Raw genomic sequence first — 16,035 nt, 5'->3', positions numbered from 1 at the left:
CGGAAACCCGGCTACCGGCCGTCGAGACGATCGGTCACGCGCGTGACCTCATAGCCCAGCAGCCGTTCCGCCTCTTCGATACCACCCTGGAGGTCACCGACGGCGTTCATCTTCGACAGGTCGAGGCCGATGGTCACCAGGGTGAGCGCGATCTCCGAGGACAGGCCGGTGATGATGACGTTGGCGCCCATCAGGCCCGACGCGTCGACGGTCTGCACCAGGTGGTTGGCCACCGTGGAGTCGATCTGCGGTACACCGGTGATGTCGATGACGACCACCTTGGCGCGGTTGGCGCGGATGGCGCGCAGCAACTGCTCGGTCAGCTGGCGGGCGCGCTGGCTGTCCAGCACGCCGATGATCGGCAGGATCAGCAGCTGCTCGCGGACCTGCAGCACCGGGGTGGACAGCTCACGGATGGCTTCTTGCTGCTGGCGGATGACGCGCTCGCGTTCCTGCACGAACGAGATGGCCACGGTGCTCGCGATGCGGTTGGCGGCCGGTTCGTAGGCGTCGAGCACCTGGTTGAGCAGTTCGAAGTTGGTTTGGTACTTCTCGAACAGCGAGCGGGCCAGCACGTCGCGCAGCAGCAGCACGATACCGATGACCTCGTCGGTTTCGACGCCACGGGGAATGATGCGCTCGGACAGATCACGGGCGTAGGCCTGCAGCGCGTCGACACTACCGGTGACCAGCACCTCGACGTAGTTGTCGTACATCGATGTCGCCTCGGAGAAGATCTCGTCGGGGGTCATCGCGGTGAGGAGCTGAGCCTCGGTGATACGCCGCGCCCATTCTTCGCGGAGGGCGGTGCGGTTCTGACGCAGGTGCTCGACCAGCTCGGGCAGCAGGTTGTCGTCGACCGACCCGGTGGGAAGCGCGTCCGCCGAAAGGCTCATGGACACCTCGGACATGGAATTTCCAGCCCCTTTCGACGGTTCGTCAATCGTTCGTACGGTCGGCAGTGCGCGCCGATTCCGAGCCTAGTCATACCCCGGGCGCACCGCCGCCGAAACCTGAGGGTAGCCGGGAGAAACCGCTCGCCAGCGCGGAAAGGGCCCGATCGAGATAAACCGTGAGGTCGGCGTCGGCCTCCGGCCGGGGGCCGGCGGGGCGATTCAGCCAGGCGTCGAAGGCGGCGCGGGCCGCGGCCAGGGTGGTGCGGCCGACCGCGAGCGGGATCAGATCGTCCGCGGCGACGCCAAGGCGGCGGGCGGCGAAGGCGCTGACCGCGCGCTCCCAGGCGTCGTAGTGCGCGCCCGCGGTGGCGGCCAGGGCGGGCACGGTCGCGATCAGGTGCATGCGGGTGCGCAGCTCGGGGATGTCCTCGGCGCGATAGGTGTTGGCGTCCACCACGATTCGGCGTACCGCGGTCATCATCGGCACCTCGTCGGCGACGGCGGCGAAGGCGTGTTCGAGCGCGTCGATCTCGTCGTCGAACTGGGCCCAGAGCACTTCGGCCTTGGTGGGGAAGTAGCGGAAGAAGGTGCGGCCGCTGATGCCCGCGGCGGCGGCGATCTGTTCGACGGTGGTGTTGTCGAAGCCGTGCTCGCTGAACAGTCGCATGGCGACGAGTTCCAGTTCGCGTTTGGTGGTGCCGCGCGGCCGGCCGCGGCCGGTGCTGCTGCCCTGCACTGTCACGCAGGTCATTATGTCAGTCGATGACGTATTGATTATGGCAGTGAGTGACGTTAATCTCGGCAGCGTGGTAGAACACGTTTCAGAATTGACCTGGCCCGAGGTGGGTGCCAGGGCTGATGAAGGCGTGATCCTGGCCGTGCCGATCGGATCGACCGAACAGCACGGGCCGCACCTGCCGCTGTCCACCGACACCGATATCGCCGTCGAGCTGTGCCGCGGACTGGCCGAGCGGCGACCGGACGTGCTGATCGCACCGGCCGTCCCCTACGGCTCGAGCGGCGAGCACGCGGGGTTCCCGGGCACGCTGTCCATCGGGCAGGCGGCACTGGAACTGCTGATCGTGGAGCTGTGCCGCTCGGCGACCGACACCTTCGAGCGGATCCTGCTGGTCAACGGCCACGGCGGCAATATCGAGGCGCTGCGACGCGCGGTGCGGCTGCTGCGCAGCGAATCGCGCGATGTCCGCCTGTGGGTCACCCGCTACCACGGTGACCTGCATGCCGGTCACTCCGAAACCGGTATGCAGCTCGCGCTGGACTCGGCACGGGTGCGCACCGAGCGCGCGGAACCCGGTGACCCGCGCCCGATCTCGCAGCTCTACCCGCTGCTGGCCGCGGGCGGGGTGCGGGCGGTGAGCGCGAACGGCGTCCTCGGCGACCCCACGACGGCCACACCCGAGGACGGCGCGCGCCTCCTCGACAGTCTCGCAACGCATTTGGCAAACGAGTGCCGGTCCTGGTGGCCGGTGCGGACACCCGAAAGGGCCGGACAATGAATCCCTGGTTCGAAACCGTCGCCGAGGCGCAGCGCCGCGCGAAGAAGCGGCTGCCGAAATCGGTGTACGGCGCACTCATCGCCGGCTCCGAGCGCGGGCAGACCATCGACGAGAACCAAAAGGCCTTCACCGAACTGGGTTTCGCGCCGCACTGCGCGGGGCCGATCGGCGAGCGCGACCAGTCCACCAGCGTGATGGGCCAGCAGCTGTCCATGCCGGTGCTGATCTCGCCGACCGGTGTGCAGGCCGTGCACCCCGACGGTGAGGTGGCCGTGGCCCGCGCGGCGGCAGCGCGCGGCATCGCCATGGGTCTCAGCTCGTTCGCCTCCAAGCCGATCGAGGAGGTGATCGCGGCCAATCCCGCCACCTTCTTCCAGCTGTACTGGTGCGGCAGCAAGGACGAGATGCTGGAGCGGATGCAGCGGGCCGCGACGGCCGGCGCGGTCGGGCTCGTACTCACCCTGGACTGGTCGTTCTCGCACGGCCGGGACTGGGGCAGCCCGGTCATCCCGGAGAAACTCGATCTGCGCGCCATGCTGCAATTCGCGCCGCAGACGCTGGCCCGGCCGCGCTGGCTGGCGACCTACCTGCGGTCCGGGCACATTCCCGACCTCACCGCCCCGAACATGGCGGTCGGCGGCAAGGCCGCGCCCGGCTTCTTCGGCGCCTACGGCGAATGGATGGGCACCCCCGCACCCGACTGGGACGACGTGCGCTGGATCTGCGAGCAGTGGGACGGGCCGGTCATGCTCAAGGGCATCATGCGGGTCGACGACGCGCACCGGGCCGTGGACGCGGGCGTCGCGGCGATCTCGGTGTCCAATCACGGCGGCAACAATCTCGACGGCACGCCCGCCGCGATCCGGGCGCTGCCGGTCATCGCCGAGGCGGTGGGCGCGCAGGTGGACGTGGTGATGGACGGCGGCATCCGGCGCGGCAGTGATGTGGTGAAGGCCGTCGCACTGGGCGCGCGGGCGGTCATGATCGGGCGCGCCTACCTGTGGGGCCTGGCCGCCAACGGGCAGGCCGGGGTGGAGAACGTGCTCGACATCATGCGCGGCGGCATCGACTCCGCACTGCTCGGGTTGCGCAAAACCAGTGTGGCGGAACTGGATCGGAGCGATCTGGTGGTGCCGGACGGATTCGAGCGGGCGCTCGGGGTTGCGGCCCGTCCGGTGGTGCAGGCGGCCGCGGCGGGCTAGCGCTGCTCCGGCACGCGCCGGTGATGGGCCAGCAGCGTGTCGTAGATGTCGGCGAGCGCCGCCAGCTGATCGCGATCCAGCGCGTCGATCATGTGGCGGCGCACGCTGCGGACATGGCCGGGCGCGGCGCTGTCGAGCAGGTCGACGCCGCGCGGGGTGAGCCGCGCGGCGGTGCGGCGGGCGTCGTCGGGAATCGGCTCGCGCAGCACCAGTCCGCGCTTCTCCATTCGGGTGATCTGATGCGAGAGTCGGCTCTGCGACCACTCCAAGCGCTCGGCCAGCTCGGCGAAGGTCAGGCGGCAGTCCGGTGATTTGGACAGGCTGGCCAGGACCGAGTACTCGACGTAGGTGAGATCGGACTCACGGGACGAGTCGCGGCCGACGGCGGCGGCGATCAGGTCGCGGGTCCGCACGAATCCGAGCCAGGCCCGCATCTCGATATCGTCGAGCCATTCCGGATCCGTCATGGCAGCCTCCAATTCCGACAGGTCGGGGCCTTTGCCTGCGACGACGTCAGACCTGAGAGGTAGCACCACCGAGTTGAACGTGCAACCTTTTGTGCGTCCTGCCAGCTCTTAGGTTTGCCTAACCCCGGTGGGCGCCGGTCGGCTGGATAGGCTCGCTGTGCTTGTGACCAGTGGGCCCGAGCCCCATGCGAAGGAGAGCCGTCCGTGACCGCGCCGGAATTCCGCTATTCAGATCTGCTGCCGATCGGCGCCGACGACACCCCCTACCGGCTCATCACCACCGAGGGCGTCAGCACGTTCGAGGTCGACGGGCGCACCTTCCTGAAGGTGGAACCCGAAGCGCTGCGGCTGCTCACCGAGGCGGCGATGCACGACATCAGCCACTACCTGCGTCCCGCGCACCTGGCCCAGCTGCGCAAGATCATCGACGATCCGGAGTCCTCCGGCAACGACCGCTTCGTCGCGCTGGACCTGCTCAAGAACGTCAACATCTCCGCGGGCGGTGTCCTGCCGATGTGCCAGGACACCGGCACCGCGATCGTCATGGGCAAGAAGTCCGAGGGCGTCATCACCGGCGCCGACGACGCCGAGTGGATCAGCCGCGGTGTGTTCGACGCCTACACCAAACTGAATCTGCGCTACTCGCAGCTCGCCCCCATCACCATGTGGGACGAGAAGAACACCGGCACCAACCTGCCCGCGCAGATCGAGTTGTACTCCACCCCGGGCGATTCCGCGCAGCCGGCCTACAAGTTCCTGTTCATGGCCAAGGGCGGCGGTTCGGCCAACAAGTCGTTCCTGTACCAGGAGACCAAGGCGGTGCTGAACCCGCAGCGCATGCTGGAGTTCCTGGACGAGAAGATCCGCTCGCTGGGCACCGCGGCCTGCCCGCCCTACCATCTCGCCGTGGTCATCGGCGGCACCAGTGCCGAATTCGCTTTGAAGACAGCGAAATACGCGTCCGCGCACTACCTGGACAACCTGCCCACCGAGGGCTCGATGGCTGCGCACGCGTTCCGGGATGTCGAGCTCGAGGAAGAGGTCTTCGAGCTCACCCAGGAATTCGGCATCGGCGCGCAGTTCGGCGGCAAGTACTTCTGCCACGACGTGCGCGTGGTGCGCCTGCCCCGGCACGGCGCGAGCTGCCCGGTCGCCATCGCGGTGTCCTGTTCGGCGGACCGCCAGGCGCTGGCCAAGATCACCCCGGAAGGTGTGTTCCTGGAGCAGCTCGAGCGTGAGCCCGCGCAGTACCTGCCCGAGCAGACCGACGCCATCCTCGGCGGCGACGTGGTGAACATCGATCTGAATCGCCCGATGGACGAGATCCGCGCCGAACTCTCCAAATACCCGGTGAAGACCCGGCTTTCGCTGACCGGGCCGCTGGTGGTGGCGCGCGATATCGCGCACGCCAAGATCAAGGAGCGGCTGGACGCGGGCGAGCCGATGCCGCAGTACCTGCGGGATATGGCCGTCTACTACGCCGGCCCGGCCAAGACCCCCGACGGCTACGCCTCCGGCTCGTTCGGGCCGACCACGGCCGGGCGCATGGACTCCTACGTCGACCAGTTCCAGGCCGCGGGCGGCTCACACGTCATGCTGGCCAAAGGCAATCGCTCCGCCCAGGTGACCAAGGCGTGCAAGGAACACGGCGGTTTCTACCTCGGCTCCATCGGCGGCCCCGCCGCGCGGCTGGCGCTGGACTGCATCAAGTCCGTCGAGGTGCTGGAGTACGCCGAGCTCGGGATGGAAGCGGTCTGGAAGATCGAGGTCGAGGACTTCCCGGCGTTCATCGTCGTGGACGACAAGGGCAACGACTTCTTCGCCGAAACGCAGAAGCCGATCGCGCTGCGCGTGCGGACGCGATCCAAAGAGCGCGTCTGAGGGCGCGAGTCATAGCCAGAGCTCATCGGTTACCCGATTTGTCGGAAGTGTGCGGATAGGATCGCCGACATGATCGGGAAGCTAGCGATGTCCGCGGCGGCGCTGCCGGTACTGGTCGTACTGGTAGCGGCCGCGCCGCAGGCCACGGCGGCAGCGGCCGGAACCGAGGGCCTGACGCCCGCCCTGGCCGCGGCCTACAGCCAGGCCGAGGAAGCGGCGCGGGCCGAAGGCGTGACCCTCTATATCAACTCCGGCCACCGCTCCTACGCCGAACAGCAGGCCATGTGGGAAGACGGCCTCGCCACCTACGGCAGCCCCGACGAAGCCCGCCGCTGGGTCCTCCCACCCGAGGAATCCACCCACGTCTCCGGCGACGCCATCGACGTCGGCCCGCAGTCCGGCGCCGCCTGGCTCGAAACCAACGGCAACCGCTGGGGCCTGTGCCGCACCTTCGCCAACGAATGGTGGCACTTCGAACTGTCCACCTACCCCGGCGGCCCCTGCCCAGCCCTCCGCGCCGACGCCGCCGAACCAGCACCCGCCACCCCCCCGGCCCTCACCCCCGACACCGGCAGCGCCGCCCCGATGCTCGCCTGGCCCTGGGGGCCGGCGAGCTAGCTAGCGGGTACTTGGTGAACCTGGGACACTACCGCGGGAGCTTCTCGCGAAACGCCGCAGTCATGTCCCGCCTTCCAACCGGATGCAGCCGTAGCCGGGCGATCGGGTCAGCTGGCGGGGGTGGGGGCGGGGGTGCCGGGCATGTTGTCGAGGGGGAGGCCGCCTTCGATGGTGGTGGGGGTGCGGCGGCGGTTGGGGGAGCCGAGGGCGGTGGTGAGGTCGGTGCCGTCGTGTTCGGCGAGGAGGTCGCCGCTGTCCCAGACCAGGAGGGTGGCGCTGACGGAGTTCTCGGCGGTGGAGTGGGCCAGGTCGTAGTGGGCGCAGCCGGGGACGTGGGGGTAGGTGATCCACAGGTCGTAGCCGGTCATGAAGAGGTCGAGATCGAATTGGACGCTCAGGCCCAGCAATTCGCTGCGGCCGTTGTCGTCGACACCGGCGAACGCCTCGTCGAGGGCGAGTAGCCGCGGGGCCTGTGGGTCGGCCGAATCGAGCATGACGTGCGCGGCGGCGAACAGCGGCAGATGCAGCGAGACCGACTGCTCGCCGCCGGACAGGGCGCTGTGCCGGGCGACGGTGAGCTTGTCCTCGGTGCCGTCACCGGAGATCAGGGTGAACGAGAACACCCGCCAGGTGCGGTAATCCAAGGTGGCGGCGAGGATTTCGGGGTACGAGCGCTCGGGGTGGGCGGCGCGCGCGGCCCGGATCTCGGCGGCGAAATGCGCGCGGATCGCGGCCAGGTCCTCCGGCGCGAGCGCGGACGCGTCCCGGTCCAGCAGCTTGCACATGCCCCGGGCGGCATCGGAGAGCGAATCGGCCAGCACCCAGTGCACGCCGATGGTGTTGCCCGAGGACATCCGCCGCTGCTTCATCTCCGCGCCCATGCGGGCGATGAGCTCCCTGGCGTCGGTGGTGCGTTCGTGGATCTGCTGGGCCAGGCCGGTCAGCAGCGCGTCCTCCAGGATGCGGCGTTCGGCGTCGGTGAGCAGCAATTCCTGATCGTGGCGGGCCTGATCGATGCGGACCGCGAAATCGGCCAGCGCCGACATGCCCTGATCGTCGGCGACCTGCACCACGGTGAGGCCGTCGGCGGCGTCCCACTGGAGGCGGTAGTCGCGCCCGCACCCGGCCAGCGCGGCGTCGAACTCCTGCAGGGCCGCGGTCACCGCGCTGCGGGTGGACTTACGCGCCGCCTCCCCGGCCCGCACCGAAGCGGTTGCGGCGGTGAGGTTGTCGAACAGTTCGGCGACCTCCTCGGGCAGCACCGTGGACACCCACGGTGTCGTCTGCCCTTCCGCCGACGGCTCGGCGTAGGGGCCCGCCTGGGTGATTCGGTAGAGCAGCTGCTCGGGAGTGGACCAGGCGGCGTCACTGCTGGGCCAGCGGCTCTGCGCCGGTGCGCCGAGCAGCCGCAGCAGATCCGGGCGTGCGTAGGGCGCAAGGGTTTTCACGTCGGCGAGCACCTCGGTGAGCGCGGTGCCGAGCGATTCGTGCGCGGTCCGGAAGGCTGCTTCGGCGTCGCCGATCGCCTCGATGGCGGCGTTGGCGGCCTTGCGGGCCGTCTTCTGCGTGGCGCGGGCGGCCTCGATCTTCTCCCGGGCCCGCTCCAGGTCGCGGTCGATATCGGCGGCGCCCGCACCCAGCGCCTCGCGCAGAGTCTCCAGTTTCCGGGACTGCTCCTGGTAGCCGGCTTCGGCGGCTTCGGCTTCCTCGGCGAACGCCTCGGCGAGGTCCTGGGCCTCGGCGAGCCGGTCGGCGCCCTCGCGCTCGCGTTCCCGCTCGCGTTCGTGGTCGGTGCGTAACCGCAGCAGACCGGTACCGGTGTTCTCGAAATGCCGGATGGCGGCGGCGAGCGCGTCGATATCGCGCGGGTCGCGCGGTGTGCGGTGCGCGGTGGCGATCGACCGCAACTTCTTGTCCACGGTCGCCACCTCGGCGACGGCCTGATCGAGATCGCGCTCGGCCTGGGTGGCGGCCTCGGAACGAGAACGCATGAGACCGGCGGCCTCGGACACCGCGCGCAGCGCCGAGGTGACCGCGGCCGGGCGCGGCAGCGCCTTCGCGGCTGCCGCCAGCCGTGCGAGTTCGGCTGTGGCAGCGGCTTCTTCGGCGGTCGCCGCCTCTCGTTCGGTCGCGGCGGATTCGAGTGTGGCGGCCAGCTCGGCGAGCCGCGATTCACGCCGTCGAGCCCGGGCCGTCGCGCCGATGAACTCGGCCTCGGTCTTGTGGTGGCGGCCGACCTGCACACCCTGGCGGTACGCACCAGAGGTACTGACCGCGAGGGAACCCGCGGGATCGGATCCCGTGGCGGCACTACCCGCTGCGCCGCTACTTGCGCTCTTGGATCCTGTCGTGTCGGAATCCGCGCTCGTGGATTCGGCCGCGTTGGATCCTGTCGTGACGGAACCCGCGCTCGCGGATTCGGCCGCGCTGGAACCTGTCGCACGCGGACCGGCTGCGGGTGATGCCGCCGCCTCGAAACCCGTTGCGGTGGAACTCTCGTGCAGGGCGATGGAGGCGAGGACGTCGGCGACGACCTGGCGGGGAATCGTCAGGTGGTCGGAATCCTCTTCCACCGCAAGCACATCGGCGAGGGTGCGGCCGACGGGGCGCGCGGATTCCGGCAGTGGGACCAGGAACTGGTCGGAGGTGTAGTCGGCGGGCAGGTCGGCGGCCGGACACACCCACGCGTCGAGCAGGCCCGTGGCGTGCAGCGCGGCTTCGATTCCGCTCGCTGCCTCGGCGGTGACGTCGTCTGCGAAACGCACCAGCTGCCACAGCGGTCCACCCGGGCGGCTGTCACGCGCATCGGTGCGGGTCGCGGACGGCGTCGGCGCGTCGTCGCGCTGGGCGGCGACGCGGTCGCGTTCGGCGGTCAGTTCGGTGGTGCGCTCGATCGCCGCGCGGGCACGTGCGCGGGCTTCCTGACGCCGGTTGCGGATCTCCTCGAGCAGCGGTTCGGCGCGCTCGGCGAGGACCTCGGCCAGGCCGGTGGCCTCGTCGGTGCCCGCTTCGGACAGTGCGGTGTCGAGGGCCTCGAACAATCCATTCTCGATGGGGGAATATGCCTCTCGGTGCGCGTCCCACCATTTGCGCAGGGTCGCAGCAGATTCGGTGCGGGCCAGCGTGACCGCCGCTTCCGCGGCGGCGATCTCGGCTGCCGCCGACTCGCGTGCGGCCACGGCCCGCTCCGACTGTCGTTGTGCGCGAGTCTGTTCGGCGGCGGCCGCATCCATCAGGCCCAGCGCCCGGCGGACCGCGCGCACGTCGGCGTCGCGCTCCTCGGCCCGGGCGCGGACGACGGCGGTGAGGTTGTCGCCGCGCGCGTCCTCCGAGGGTGCGGTCCAGTCGATTCCGGCTTCCTCGGCGGCGGACCGTAATTCGTCCTCACCGCGGGCGAGCGTGGCGGCGGCGGTCCGTACCGCCGTCGCGGCCCGTTCGGCCTCCTGGACCCGTTGATCCAAGGTCTGGCGGGATTTGAGCGCCTTGTCGCGGTGCACGCTCGCGGAGGTCTCGAGCCGGCGCACGGCATCGGCGAGATCGTCGAGTTGCTGCTTACCTTCGTAAGCGCTGGAGCGCTGGAGGGTTTCGCGGTCGGACAGCGCCTGCTCGTAGGCGCGGTCGGCGTCCTCGGCGCGGGCCTCGGCGGCCGTGCGCTCGGTTTCGCGACGCTCGCGCAGCGCGGTCGCGGCGAACAGGGCCGTGCTGGCGTGGGTCACCGCGTCGAGCCGGGTTCGGACCTGGTCCACATCCGTCTTCGCCTGCACCGCAAGATATTTCCGGTACACGCCGACGAACGCGCGGGTGGCGGTGTCGGCGTGTACCAGTCCCTCCAGATTGCGGCCCACCTCCTCCATATCGCTGAAGGAACGGGCGGCGTCCAGGATCAGCTGCTCGTCCAGCGGGCGCAGGCCGTCGGTGAGCGCCTGCGACAGCCCGCGCGGGTCGAGGTTCTTGGCCAGCTGAGGGCGGCGCAGCGTGAGAATCAGATTGATCAGCTGGTCGTAGCGCTGGGTGCCGAGCCCGAACATGCGCGCGTCGATCGCGGCCCGGTACTCGACCGGCCGGTCCACGATGGAGTCGGTGCCGATCTGCTCGGCCAGCTGCTTGCGGGTGAACGGCCGGTCGTCCGCGCCGATCAGCGAGAAGTCGACGCCGACCCGGCCGTCGGCCACGAAGTACCAGCGCGTGACCTTGTCGGTGGAGCGGGTGGCACGCATCCCGATCCCGATGGTCACCGTCTCCGGGTCGTCCCAGCTGCCGCGGGCGAACTCCATCCAGACATAGGAGTAGGCCGACTCCTGCTTGCGATACAGCAGATTCGACTTCATCGTGCGTTCCTCACCCGCGAACGGGTTGAGCCGGCGGGGCTCGATCCGCCCGTCGAACACGAACGGGAACAGCACCTCGAGCGCCTTGGTCTTGCCGGAACCGTTGGGGCCGCGCAGCACCAGGCGGCCGTCGGCGAAGCAGAACTCCTGGTCGCGGTAGTCCCACAGATTGACGATCCCGGCGCGGGTCGGGATGAAACGCACTCCGCCATGGATGACCGACATGGTCAAACCCCTTCCGTATCCGTGGTGCCGACGAATTCACCCGGCCGCGGTGCCGAGACGGCAGGCTCGGCGGCCGATCGACGCTTCCCGAGCCGCACGCGGTTACCCATTCGCCGTCTCCTGCGGCCCCTGAGTTCGGGCGGTGACGAACAATTCCTCGGCCTGCCTGGTGCGGACCGTGACGACCGCGCCCCGGTAGCGGGCGAGGGCGGGCAGCACCAGCACACCCTGCTCCGGCACCGATCGGATCAGGCGCAACCGCTCCAGCAGGGCGAGTACCTCGCCGGTCAGCGCGGGCACGTCGGCCTGCCACTGTGCGGCGAAGGTGACACCGTAGCGGTCGGTGAGCGCCTGCACGGTCTCGCCCAGCCAGGTGTAGTCGAGGAACGGGTAGGTGGCCGGTTCCGGTGGGTCCTCCGGCTGCTCGGCGTCGTCCTCCGGTTCGGTGAACGGCAACTCGGCCAGCGGCGCGAACAGGGTGGATTCCGGGACGGCCGCGTCCAGGCGGGTGATCACGGTGTCGATCGGGTCCGGCGGAACGACCCGCCGGGGGAGCGGATTGTCGATATCGAGGACCAGGTCGGCGATCTCACCGACCAGCAGCAGCGCGACCTGGGCCAGGGTGCCGGTGCCGGGGAAACGCACATCCGAGAGTCGACCCGAAACATCGATCAACGCAACACCTTCCGCGCGTCGCTCGGCGCGCAGACCGGTGAACAGCTCCACCTCGGACACGATGCGCTCCTGGGTGAGCACGGCGCGGTCCTCGGGAGCCAGATCCTCCGTGTACACGACGGGACGCTCGACCAACCCGCGCCGGACCCGCCGGGCGGCGTCACCGGAAGCGGGCTGACCGGTCGGATTGGCTTCCTCGCCGAGCAGTCCGGTCACGCTGTGCAGGTGCTGCAAGGCGCGCGGGGGACGGAAGATGGCGAACACGACCGGGCGGTCGATGTCGTAGAGCGCTTCGCCCACCGAAGGATCCGAGGCCCAACCGCCCGCGTCACCGTCGGCGAGGGTCAGCGCACCGCGCGCGGCGAGCCAGCCGACCGCGTCGACGAACGCGTCCCGGTCCGCCGCCCGATCCGGGGCCAGGTCCAGTCCGTCGATGCGCCCGGTGTAGGCGGCGACCTGATCGGCCAGCTCCGACAGGGTGATCTGATCGCCCGCCCGCCCCAGCGCGGCCAACGCCAGCGACAGGTAGGCGTAGCGGCGGCGATCGAACAACCGATCGTTGACCGTGCGTGCCGGTTTGCCGGGATCGAGCTGATCGATGATCGGGAACAGGCGCGCGGTGGTCTCGGTGACCTCGAGCCGGTAGCCGAACAATTCCGCGAGGTCCTCGCGCAATTCGGTAGCCCAGCGGCGGATCAGCGGCAGCGCGATGCGATCCGGATAGGTGCGGGTCACCAGGTGATTGGCCAGGATCACGCGTGCGGCGCGCTGGTAATTGTCGAGTGCGAGCGAGTCGATGCGTCGGGCGTGGATCATGCGCGCCTCCCGCGGGTCGCGCGCACGTCCAGCTTGCGGCCGTCGAGATGCAGTAGGCCCCGTGAGGTACGGATGACCGTGGACCCCGGATGCGTCGAGACGGTCAATGTGACACCGTTGTCGGTGCCGGTGGTCCCGTCGACCCGGCCGCTCACCGGCACCCAGGCGGTGGACGCCGCGTCGAGCAGACGGAGCAGCACCTCGGTTTCGCGGTCGTCGAGTTCGCGCTCGTAGATGTCTGCCGCGGCAAGCGATTTCGCGGCCTCGGCGCGGGCGCGCTGGGCCTCCAGCTGGGCTTCGCGCAATCGGCGGACGCTGGCGTCGTTGCGCTGGATCCGAGCCGGCGCACCCGCCTGCGGTGGACGGCCGGTTTCGGCGAGGGTGCGGGAGATCTCCAAAGGCGGTGCGTCCCACCAGGATCGGCCCGGCGGGATCAGGTCCGCGTCCGGGTGCTCCATCGACAGGTGCCGCGGGCGGCCCAGTCCGAAGACCGTGTCGAACAGCGCGTGTGCGCTCTCGGTGGACGGCGCCGCGGTGAACCACCCGGCCAGGTGGCGCAGCGCCGATTCCCGGCTGACGCCGCCGCGCCGCGTCTCGGTGACCCGCCGCAACAGCGACAGCACCGCGGCGATCGCGCTCATGGTCGCCTCACGCAGGCGGTCGGCTTCGGTGGCGTCACCGGATTCCGCCGCCACGAACCAGGACCGCAACCCCTGCCAGCGCGCCCGCCAGTCCGCCTCCCGCTCCTGCGGACTCAGCAGTACCCGTTCATCGCAGCCCGCCGCGCGCTCGATCAGATCGTCGACGCCAGTGTCCTCGATCTCGCCGATCGCTTCGGCCAGCCGCGGCGCGAAGCGCGCCAGGTCCATGCTGAAATCGCGCATGTGCGCCAGCAGCGCGTCCTTGTGCACGAGGAACGCTTCCGGCGTGATCTCTGTGGTGCGCACCATATCGCCGAGCGACAGGTAGAAATGCGCGGCCCGCGCGGCCATATCGGTGAGTGCCGCGTCGAGCCGGCGCAGGGTGCGGTACACCACCTCCGCGTTCGCGGTGCGGTTCGCTTCGGCCAGCGCGTGCAGATCGGCGAGCAGTTCCGGCAGCACCAGCCGCGAGAGCGCCGCTTCGTCGAGCCGGGCCGCCAGCACCCCGGCGACCGCCCGGTATGCCTGGAATCCGGCCTGGGAGAACTGATACACGTAGTGCCGGTTGCGATATTCGGCCAGTGTCGCCGCCCGCGTCCCGTCGTAGGAACGTTCCAGCACACCCCACTGATGCAGCTGATCGAGCAGCGGCCCGATCTCGGCCCCGCTCAGCTCCGCCGCCCCCGCGCTGTTGCGGCGGATCCACTCCGCCACGTCGTCGGCGTGCAGCAACACCACATACGCGGCCCGCGCACTGTCGAACGCCCGCAACACCCACAGGTAGTCGCCGCGCCGCTCCGCCGTCGCGAAGGAGAACAGCCGCAGCCGCTCGTCGCTGAATTCGAAGTCGGCCCGCTGCGTCTCGTGCGGCACGGGGCCATCGGCGGAGTCGGTCACCGGCAACAGGGTAGTAGCGGAAAGGTCGCCACCTCTCCCTGCGGTCCCGCGTGTCCGGTTCGCAGCGTGTTCGCTCGGCCCCGCTGCGCGGCCGGCGCCCGGAGGTGAAGATCACTCCGGGGACAGGGATCTGAGTTGGTCCAAGTAGATGCGGGTGCGGGGATCGCCCGGAAAGCGCTCGATGATCTCCCGGGCAGCCTCACCGGCTATCCACATCAGGGAGGGCAGGGATCGGCGTTTGCCGGCGAAGGCGCGCATACCCTCGTCCACGGCGAGCTCGAGGTCACGGTTGCGGACGGCCACGACGGCCAGGGTGAGATGGGCCTCGGAGACGCGCATCGGGTTGCGGATGGTGCCGTCGGCGCGGGTGGAGTTGCGGATGACCTCGCGGGCATAGGTTTCGGCGAGCTTGTCCTCACCGGCGACCCGGCAGCAGTCCATGGCGTAGAAGTCGAACTTCTGCGGATCGACGACGAAATGGTTGTCCAGATTCAGCGGCGGTTCGAGTCGCTCCAGGATGGCTCGGCCGGTGCCGAGCGCGCGCTCGACCTCCGCGCGGTCCCCGATCCGCGCCCACGCCTTCGCGCGTTGCGCCGCCAGCTGGACACCGACGCCGAGGGCGCTGGACGGGTCGAGCGCACTGTCCGCCGCCTCGATGGCACCCCGGTAGTTACCTTGCGTGAGGGCGAACCAGGCGGCCATTTCGGCGCCCCAGCCGATGATCTCGGCATGCTCGGCCTCCTGGCCGAGCGAGATCGCCGCACGGCGTGTCGCCTCGGCCGACGTGCGGCGGCCCAGGTCGTAGTCGACACATCCGACGAGTAGCGCGACCCATCCGGCCAGCACCAGGATCTCGCGATGCTGCGCGAGCGTGAGCCGTCCGTCCAGTAGCGAGGTGATGCGCCGTAACCAGGCGGTTCCCTCGCTGTGCAGCGAATGCGGGTCGGCGTAGGGGTATTCGCAGCACAGCCGCTCGGCGGTGATCCGGATCGCGTCCAGGGTGGCCGCCGACACATCGGACATGCGCAGGCGCCCAATGAATTCCAGCGTGTCCATGCCGGTCGCGGACAGCAGTTCGTCGTCCCGGTTGGGCCGCGATTTCGGGAAGAACGCCGCGGTCACGGTGTCGAAGGCGGCGGCGATGATGGGCGCGTAGAAGTCGTCGGGGCGCGACTCGCCGGACTCCCAGCGCCGCCAATTGCGCAGCAGCGTACTGTCTGTCGGCAAGTTGTGCGACGACTTGGCGCGCATCACGCGGACGGCATCGGCCTGGGACCACCCCCTCGCGTCGCGTTCGGAGCGCATCCGGACAGCCCAGACGGGTCGATCGTCTCCAGCGGCCACCGTTCGAGTATCGCACCAGTTAACGCTCAGCGGACCGAATAGGGCATAGAGATGTCATGGGGTTGACACCTGCTTTTGCAACATGGCGTCCGACATCCTGAATCAGGGACCGGCTAGAGTTTGCCGATCCACTGCCCCACATCGCATTACCCCAACAGCGACCCATGACCAATGGAGGTTCGGGTGGAAGCGTTGATCTATGGATACCTGCGGGACGATCTGGCCGACGGCCACAGCGCGGAGCTCGAGGACGCGATGAGCACGCTCGCGCAGGCCGAAGGGCTTTGTTTCGCCGCGACTTTCCATGAATCGACATCGGGTGACGGCACGGCGTTCGCGGAGCTGACGCAGGAGCTGGTGCGCGCCGACGCGCACCACGTGGTGGTTCCCTCACTCGATCACTTTGCGGGCCAGACGATTCCGCGCGACATCCTGATCGCGAAGCTGGCTCAGGACGCGGCGGCCCGGGTGTGGACCGTCGAGGAGGTACAGGGCCCGCCGGGCGCGACGCCGGCCTGACCGCCGCGC

Annotated in this window: 12 protein-coding genes; 5 read left to right on the top strand and 7 right to left on the bottom strand. The window is 69.6% G+C overall.

Annotation, left to right across the window (positions count from 1 at the left end; all coding sequences use genetic code 11):
* Nucleotides 1–11 precede the first annotated feature (11 nt).
* Nucleotides 12–911 (bottom strand): STAS domain-containing protein, encoded by a 900-nt coding sequence (locus ACFVMC_RS18545; RefSeq protein WP_379211736.1) that lies wholly within the window; start codon nt 909–911, stop codon nt 12–14.
* Between the two features lie 73 nt (nt 912–984).
* Nucleotides 985–1,638: a mycofactocin system transcriptional regulator gene (gene mftR / locus ACFVMC_RS18540; RefSeq protein WP_379211734.1), complete on the bottom strand. Its 654-nt coding sequence runs from the start codon at nt 1,636–1,638 to the stop codon at nt 985–987.
* Nucleotides 1,639–1,702: 64 nt separating this feature from the next.
* Here mftR and mftE point away from each other — a divergent pair, with 64 nt between their 5' ends.
* A complete protein-coding gene (gene mftE / locus ACFVMC_RS18535) occupies nt 1,703–2,413 on the top strand; it encodes a mycofactocin biosynthesis peptidyl-dipeptidase MftE (RefSeq protein ID WP_379211732.1) in 711 nt (236 codons plus the stop codon).
* Nucleotides 2,410–3,615: a pre-mycofactocin synthase MftD gene (gene mftD / locus ACFVMC_RS18530; RefSeq protein WP_379211730.1), complete on the top strand. Its 1,206-nt coding sequence runs from the start codon at nt 2,410–2,412 to the stop codon at nt 3,613–3,615. Before mftE ends, mftD begins: the two co-directional genes overlap by 4 nt.
* Here the strand turns inward: mftD and ACFVMC_RS18525 are convergent.
* Nucleotides 3,612–4,082, bottom strand: a complete 471-nt coding sequence (locus ACFVMC_RS18525) for a MarR family winged helix-turn-helix transcriptional regulator (RefSeq protein ID WP_379211729.1) — start codon at nt 4,080–4,082, stop codon at nt 3,612–3,614. The genes mftD and ACFVMC_RS18525 overlap by 4 nt on opposite strands.
* Before the next feature lie 204 nt (nt 4,083–4,286).
* Here ACFVMC_RS18525 and ACFVMC_RS18520 point away from each other — a divergent pair, with 204 nt between their 5' ends.
* Together ACFVMC_RS18520 and ACFVMC_RS18515 are read left to right on the top strand one after the other, a co-directional pair.
* Nucleotides 4,287–5,963, top strand: coding sequence for a fumarate hydratase (locus ACFVMC_RS18520; RefSeq protein WP_379211727.1), 1,677 nt, complete (start codon nt 4,287–4,289; stop codon nt 5,961–5,963).
* A gap of 69 nt (nt 5,964–6,032) precedes the next feature.
* Nucleotides 6,033–6,581 (top strand): M15 family metallopeptidase, encoded by a 549-nt coding sequence (locus tag ACFVMC_RS18515; protein ID WP_379211725.1) that lies wholly within the window; start codon nt 6,033–6,035, stop codon nt 6,579–6,581.
* Nucleotides 6,582–6,688: 107 nt separating this feature from the next.
* On the opposite strand, the gene ACFVMC_RS18510 is transcribed toward ACFVMC_RS18515, so the two are convergent.
* The 4 genes from ACFVMC_RS18510 to ACFVMC_RS18495 form a co-directional block, all read right to left on the bottom strand.
* A complete protein-coding gene (locus ACFVMC_RS18510; protein WP_379211723.1) occupies nt 6,689–11,134 on the bottom strand; it encodes an SbcC/MukB-like Walker B domain-containing protein in 4,446 nt (1,481 codons plus the stop codon).
* Between the two features lie 102 nt (nt 11,135–11,236).
* On the bottom strand, nt 11,237–12,622 hold the full coding sequence (locus ACFVMC_RS18505) for a TIGR02678 family protein (protein ID WP_379212410.1): 1,386 nt from the start codon (nt 12,620–12,622) through the stop codon (nt 11,237–11,239).
* Complete coding sequence (locus ACFVMC_RS18500; protein ID WP_379212408.1) at nt 12,622–14,091, bottom strand: TIGR02677 family protein; 1,470 nt, start codon at nt 14,089–14,091, stop codon at nt 12,622–12,624. The genes ACFVMC_RS18505 and ACFVMC_RS18500 overlap by 1 nt, the downstream gene beginning before the upstream one ends.
* A gap of 183 nt (nt 14,092–14,274) precedes the next feature.
* Nucleotides 14,275–15,414, bottom strand: a complete 1,140-nt coding sequence (locus ACFVMC_RS18495) for an XRE family transcriptional regulator (RefSeq protein ID WP_379211721.1) — start codon at nt 15,412–15,414, stop codon at nt 14,275–14,277.
* Between the two features lie 276 nt (nt 15,415–15,690).
* Between ACFVMC_RS18495 and ACFVMC_RS18490 the strand changes: the two genes are divergently transcribed.
* Nucleotides 15,691–16,026, top strand: a complete 336-nt coding sequence (locus tag ACFVMC_RS18490) for a hypothetical protein (protein ID WP_379211719.1) — start codon at nt 15,691–15,693, stop codon at nt 16,024–16,026.
* Nucleotides 16,027–16,035 lie beyond the last annotated feature (9 nt).

Source organism: Nocardia sp. NPDC127579 (assembly GCF_042672005.1).
Classification (GTDB): Bacteria; Actinomycetota; Actinomycetes; order Mycobacteriales; family Mycobacteriaceae; genus Nocardia.
This window is presented reverse-complemented; position numbering and strand designations above follow the sequence as displayed.

Excerpts from the sequence above, each read along its gene's own strand:
- ACFVMC_RS18525 (WP_379211729.1), bottom strand. The coding sequence starts at position 4,082 with ATGACGGATCCGGAATGGCTCGACGATATCGAGATGCGGGCCTGGCTC.
- ACFVMC_RS18495 (WP_379211721.1), bottom strand. The coding sequence starts at position 15,414 with ATGCGCGCCAAGTCGTCGCACAACTTGCCGACAGACAGTACGCTGCTG.
- ACFVMC_RS18510 (WP_379211723.1), bottom strand. The coding sequence starts at position 11,134 with ATGTCGGTCATCCATGGCGGAGTGCGTTTCATCCCGACCCGCGCCGGG.
- mftD (WP_379211730.1), top strand. The coding sequence starts at position 2,410 with ATGAATCCCTGGTTCGAAACCGTCGCCGAGGCGCAGCGCCGCGCGAAG.
- ACFVMC_RS18515 (WP_379211725.1), top strand. The coding sequence starts at position 6,033 with ATGATCGGGAAGCTAGCGATGTCCGCGGCGGCGCTGCCGGTACTGGTC.
- ACFVMC_RS18545 (WP_379211736.1), bottom strand. The coding sequence starts at position 911 with ATGTCCGAGGTGTCCATGAGCCTTTCGGCGGACGCGCTTCCCACCGGG.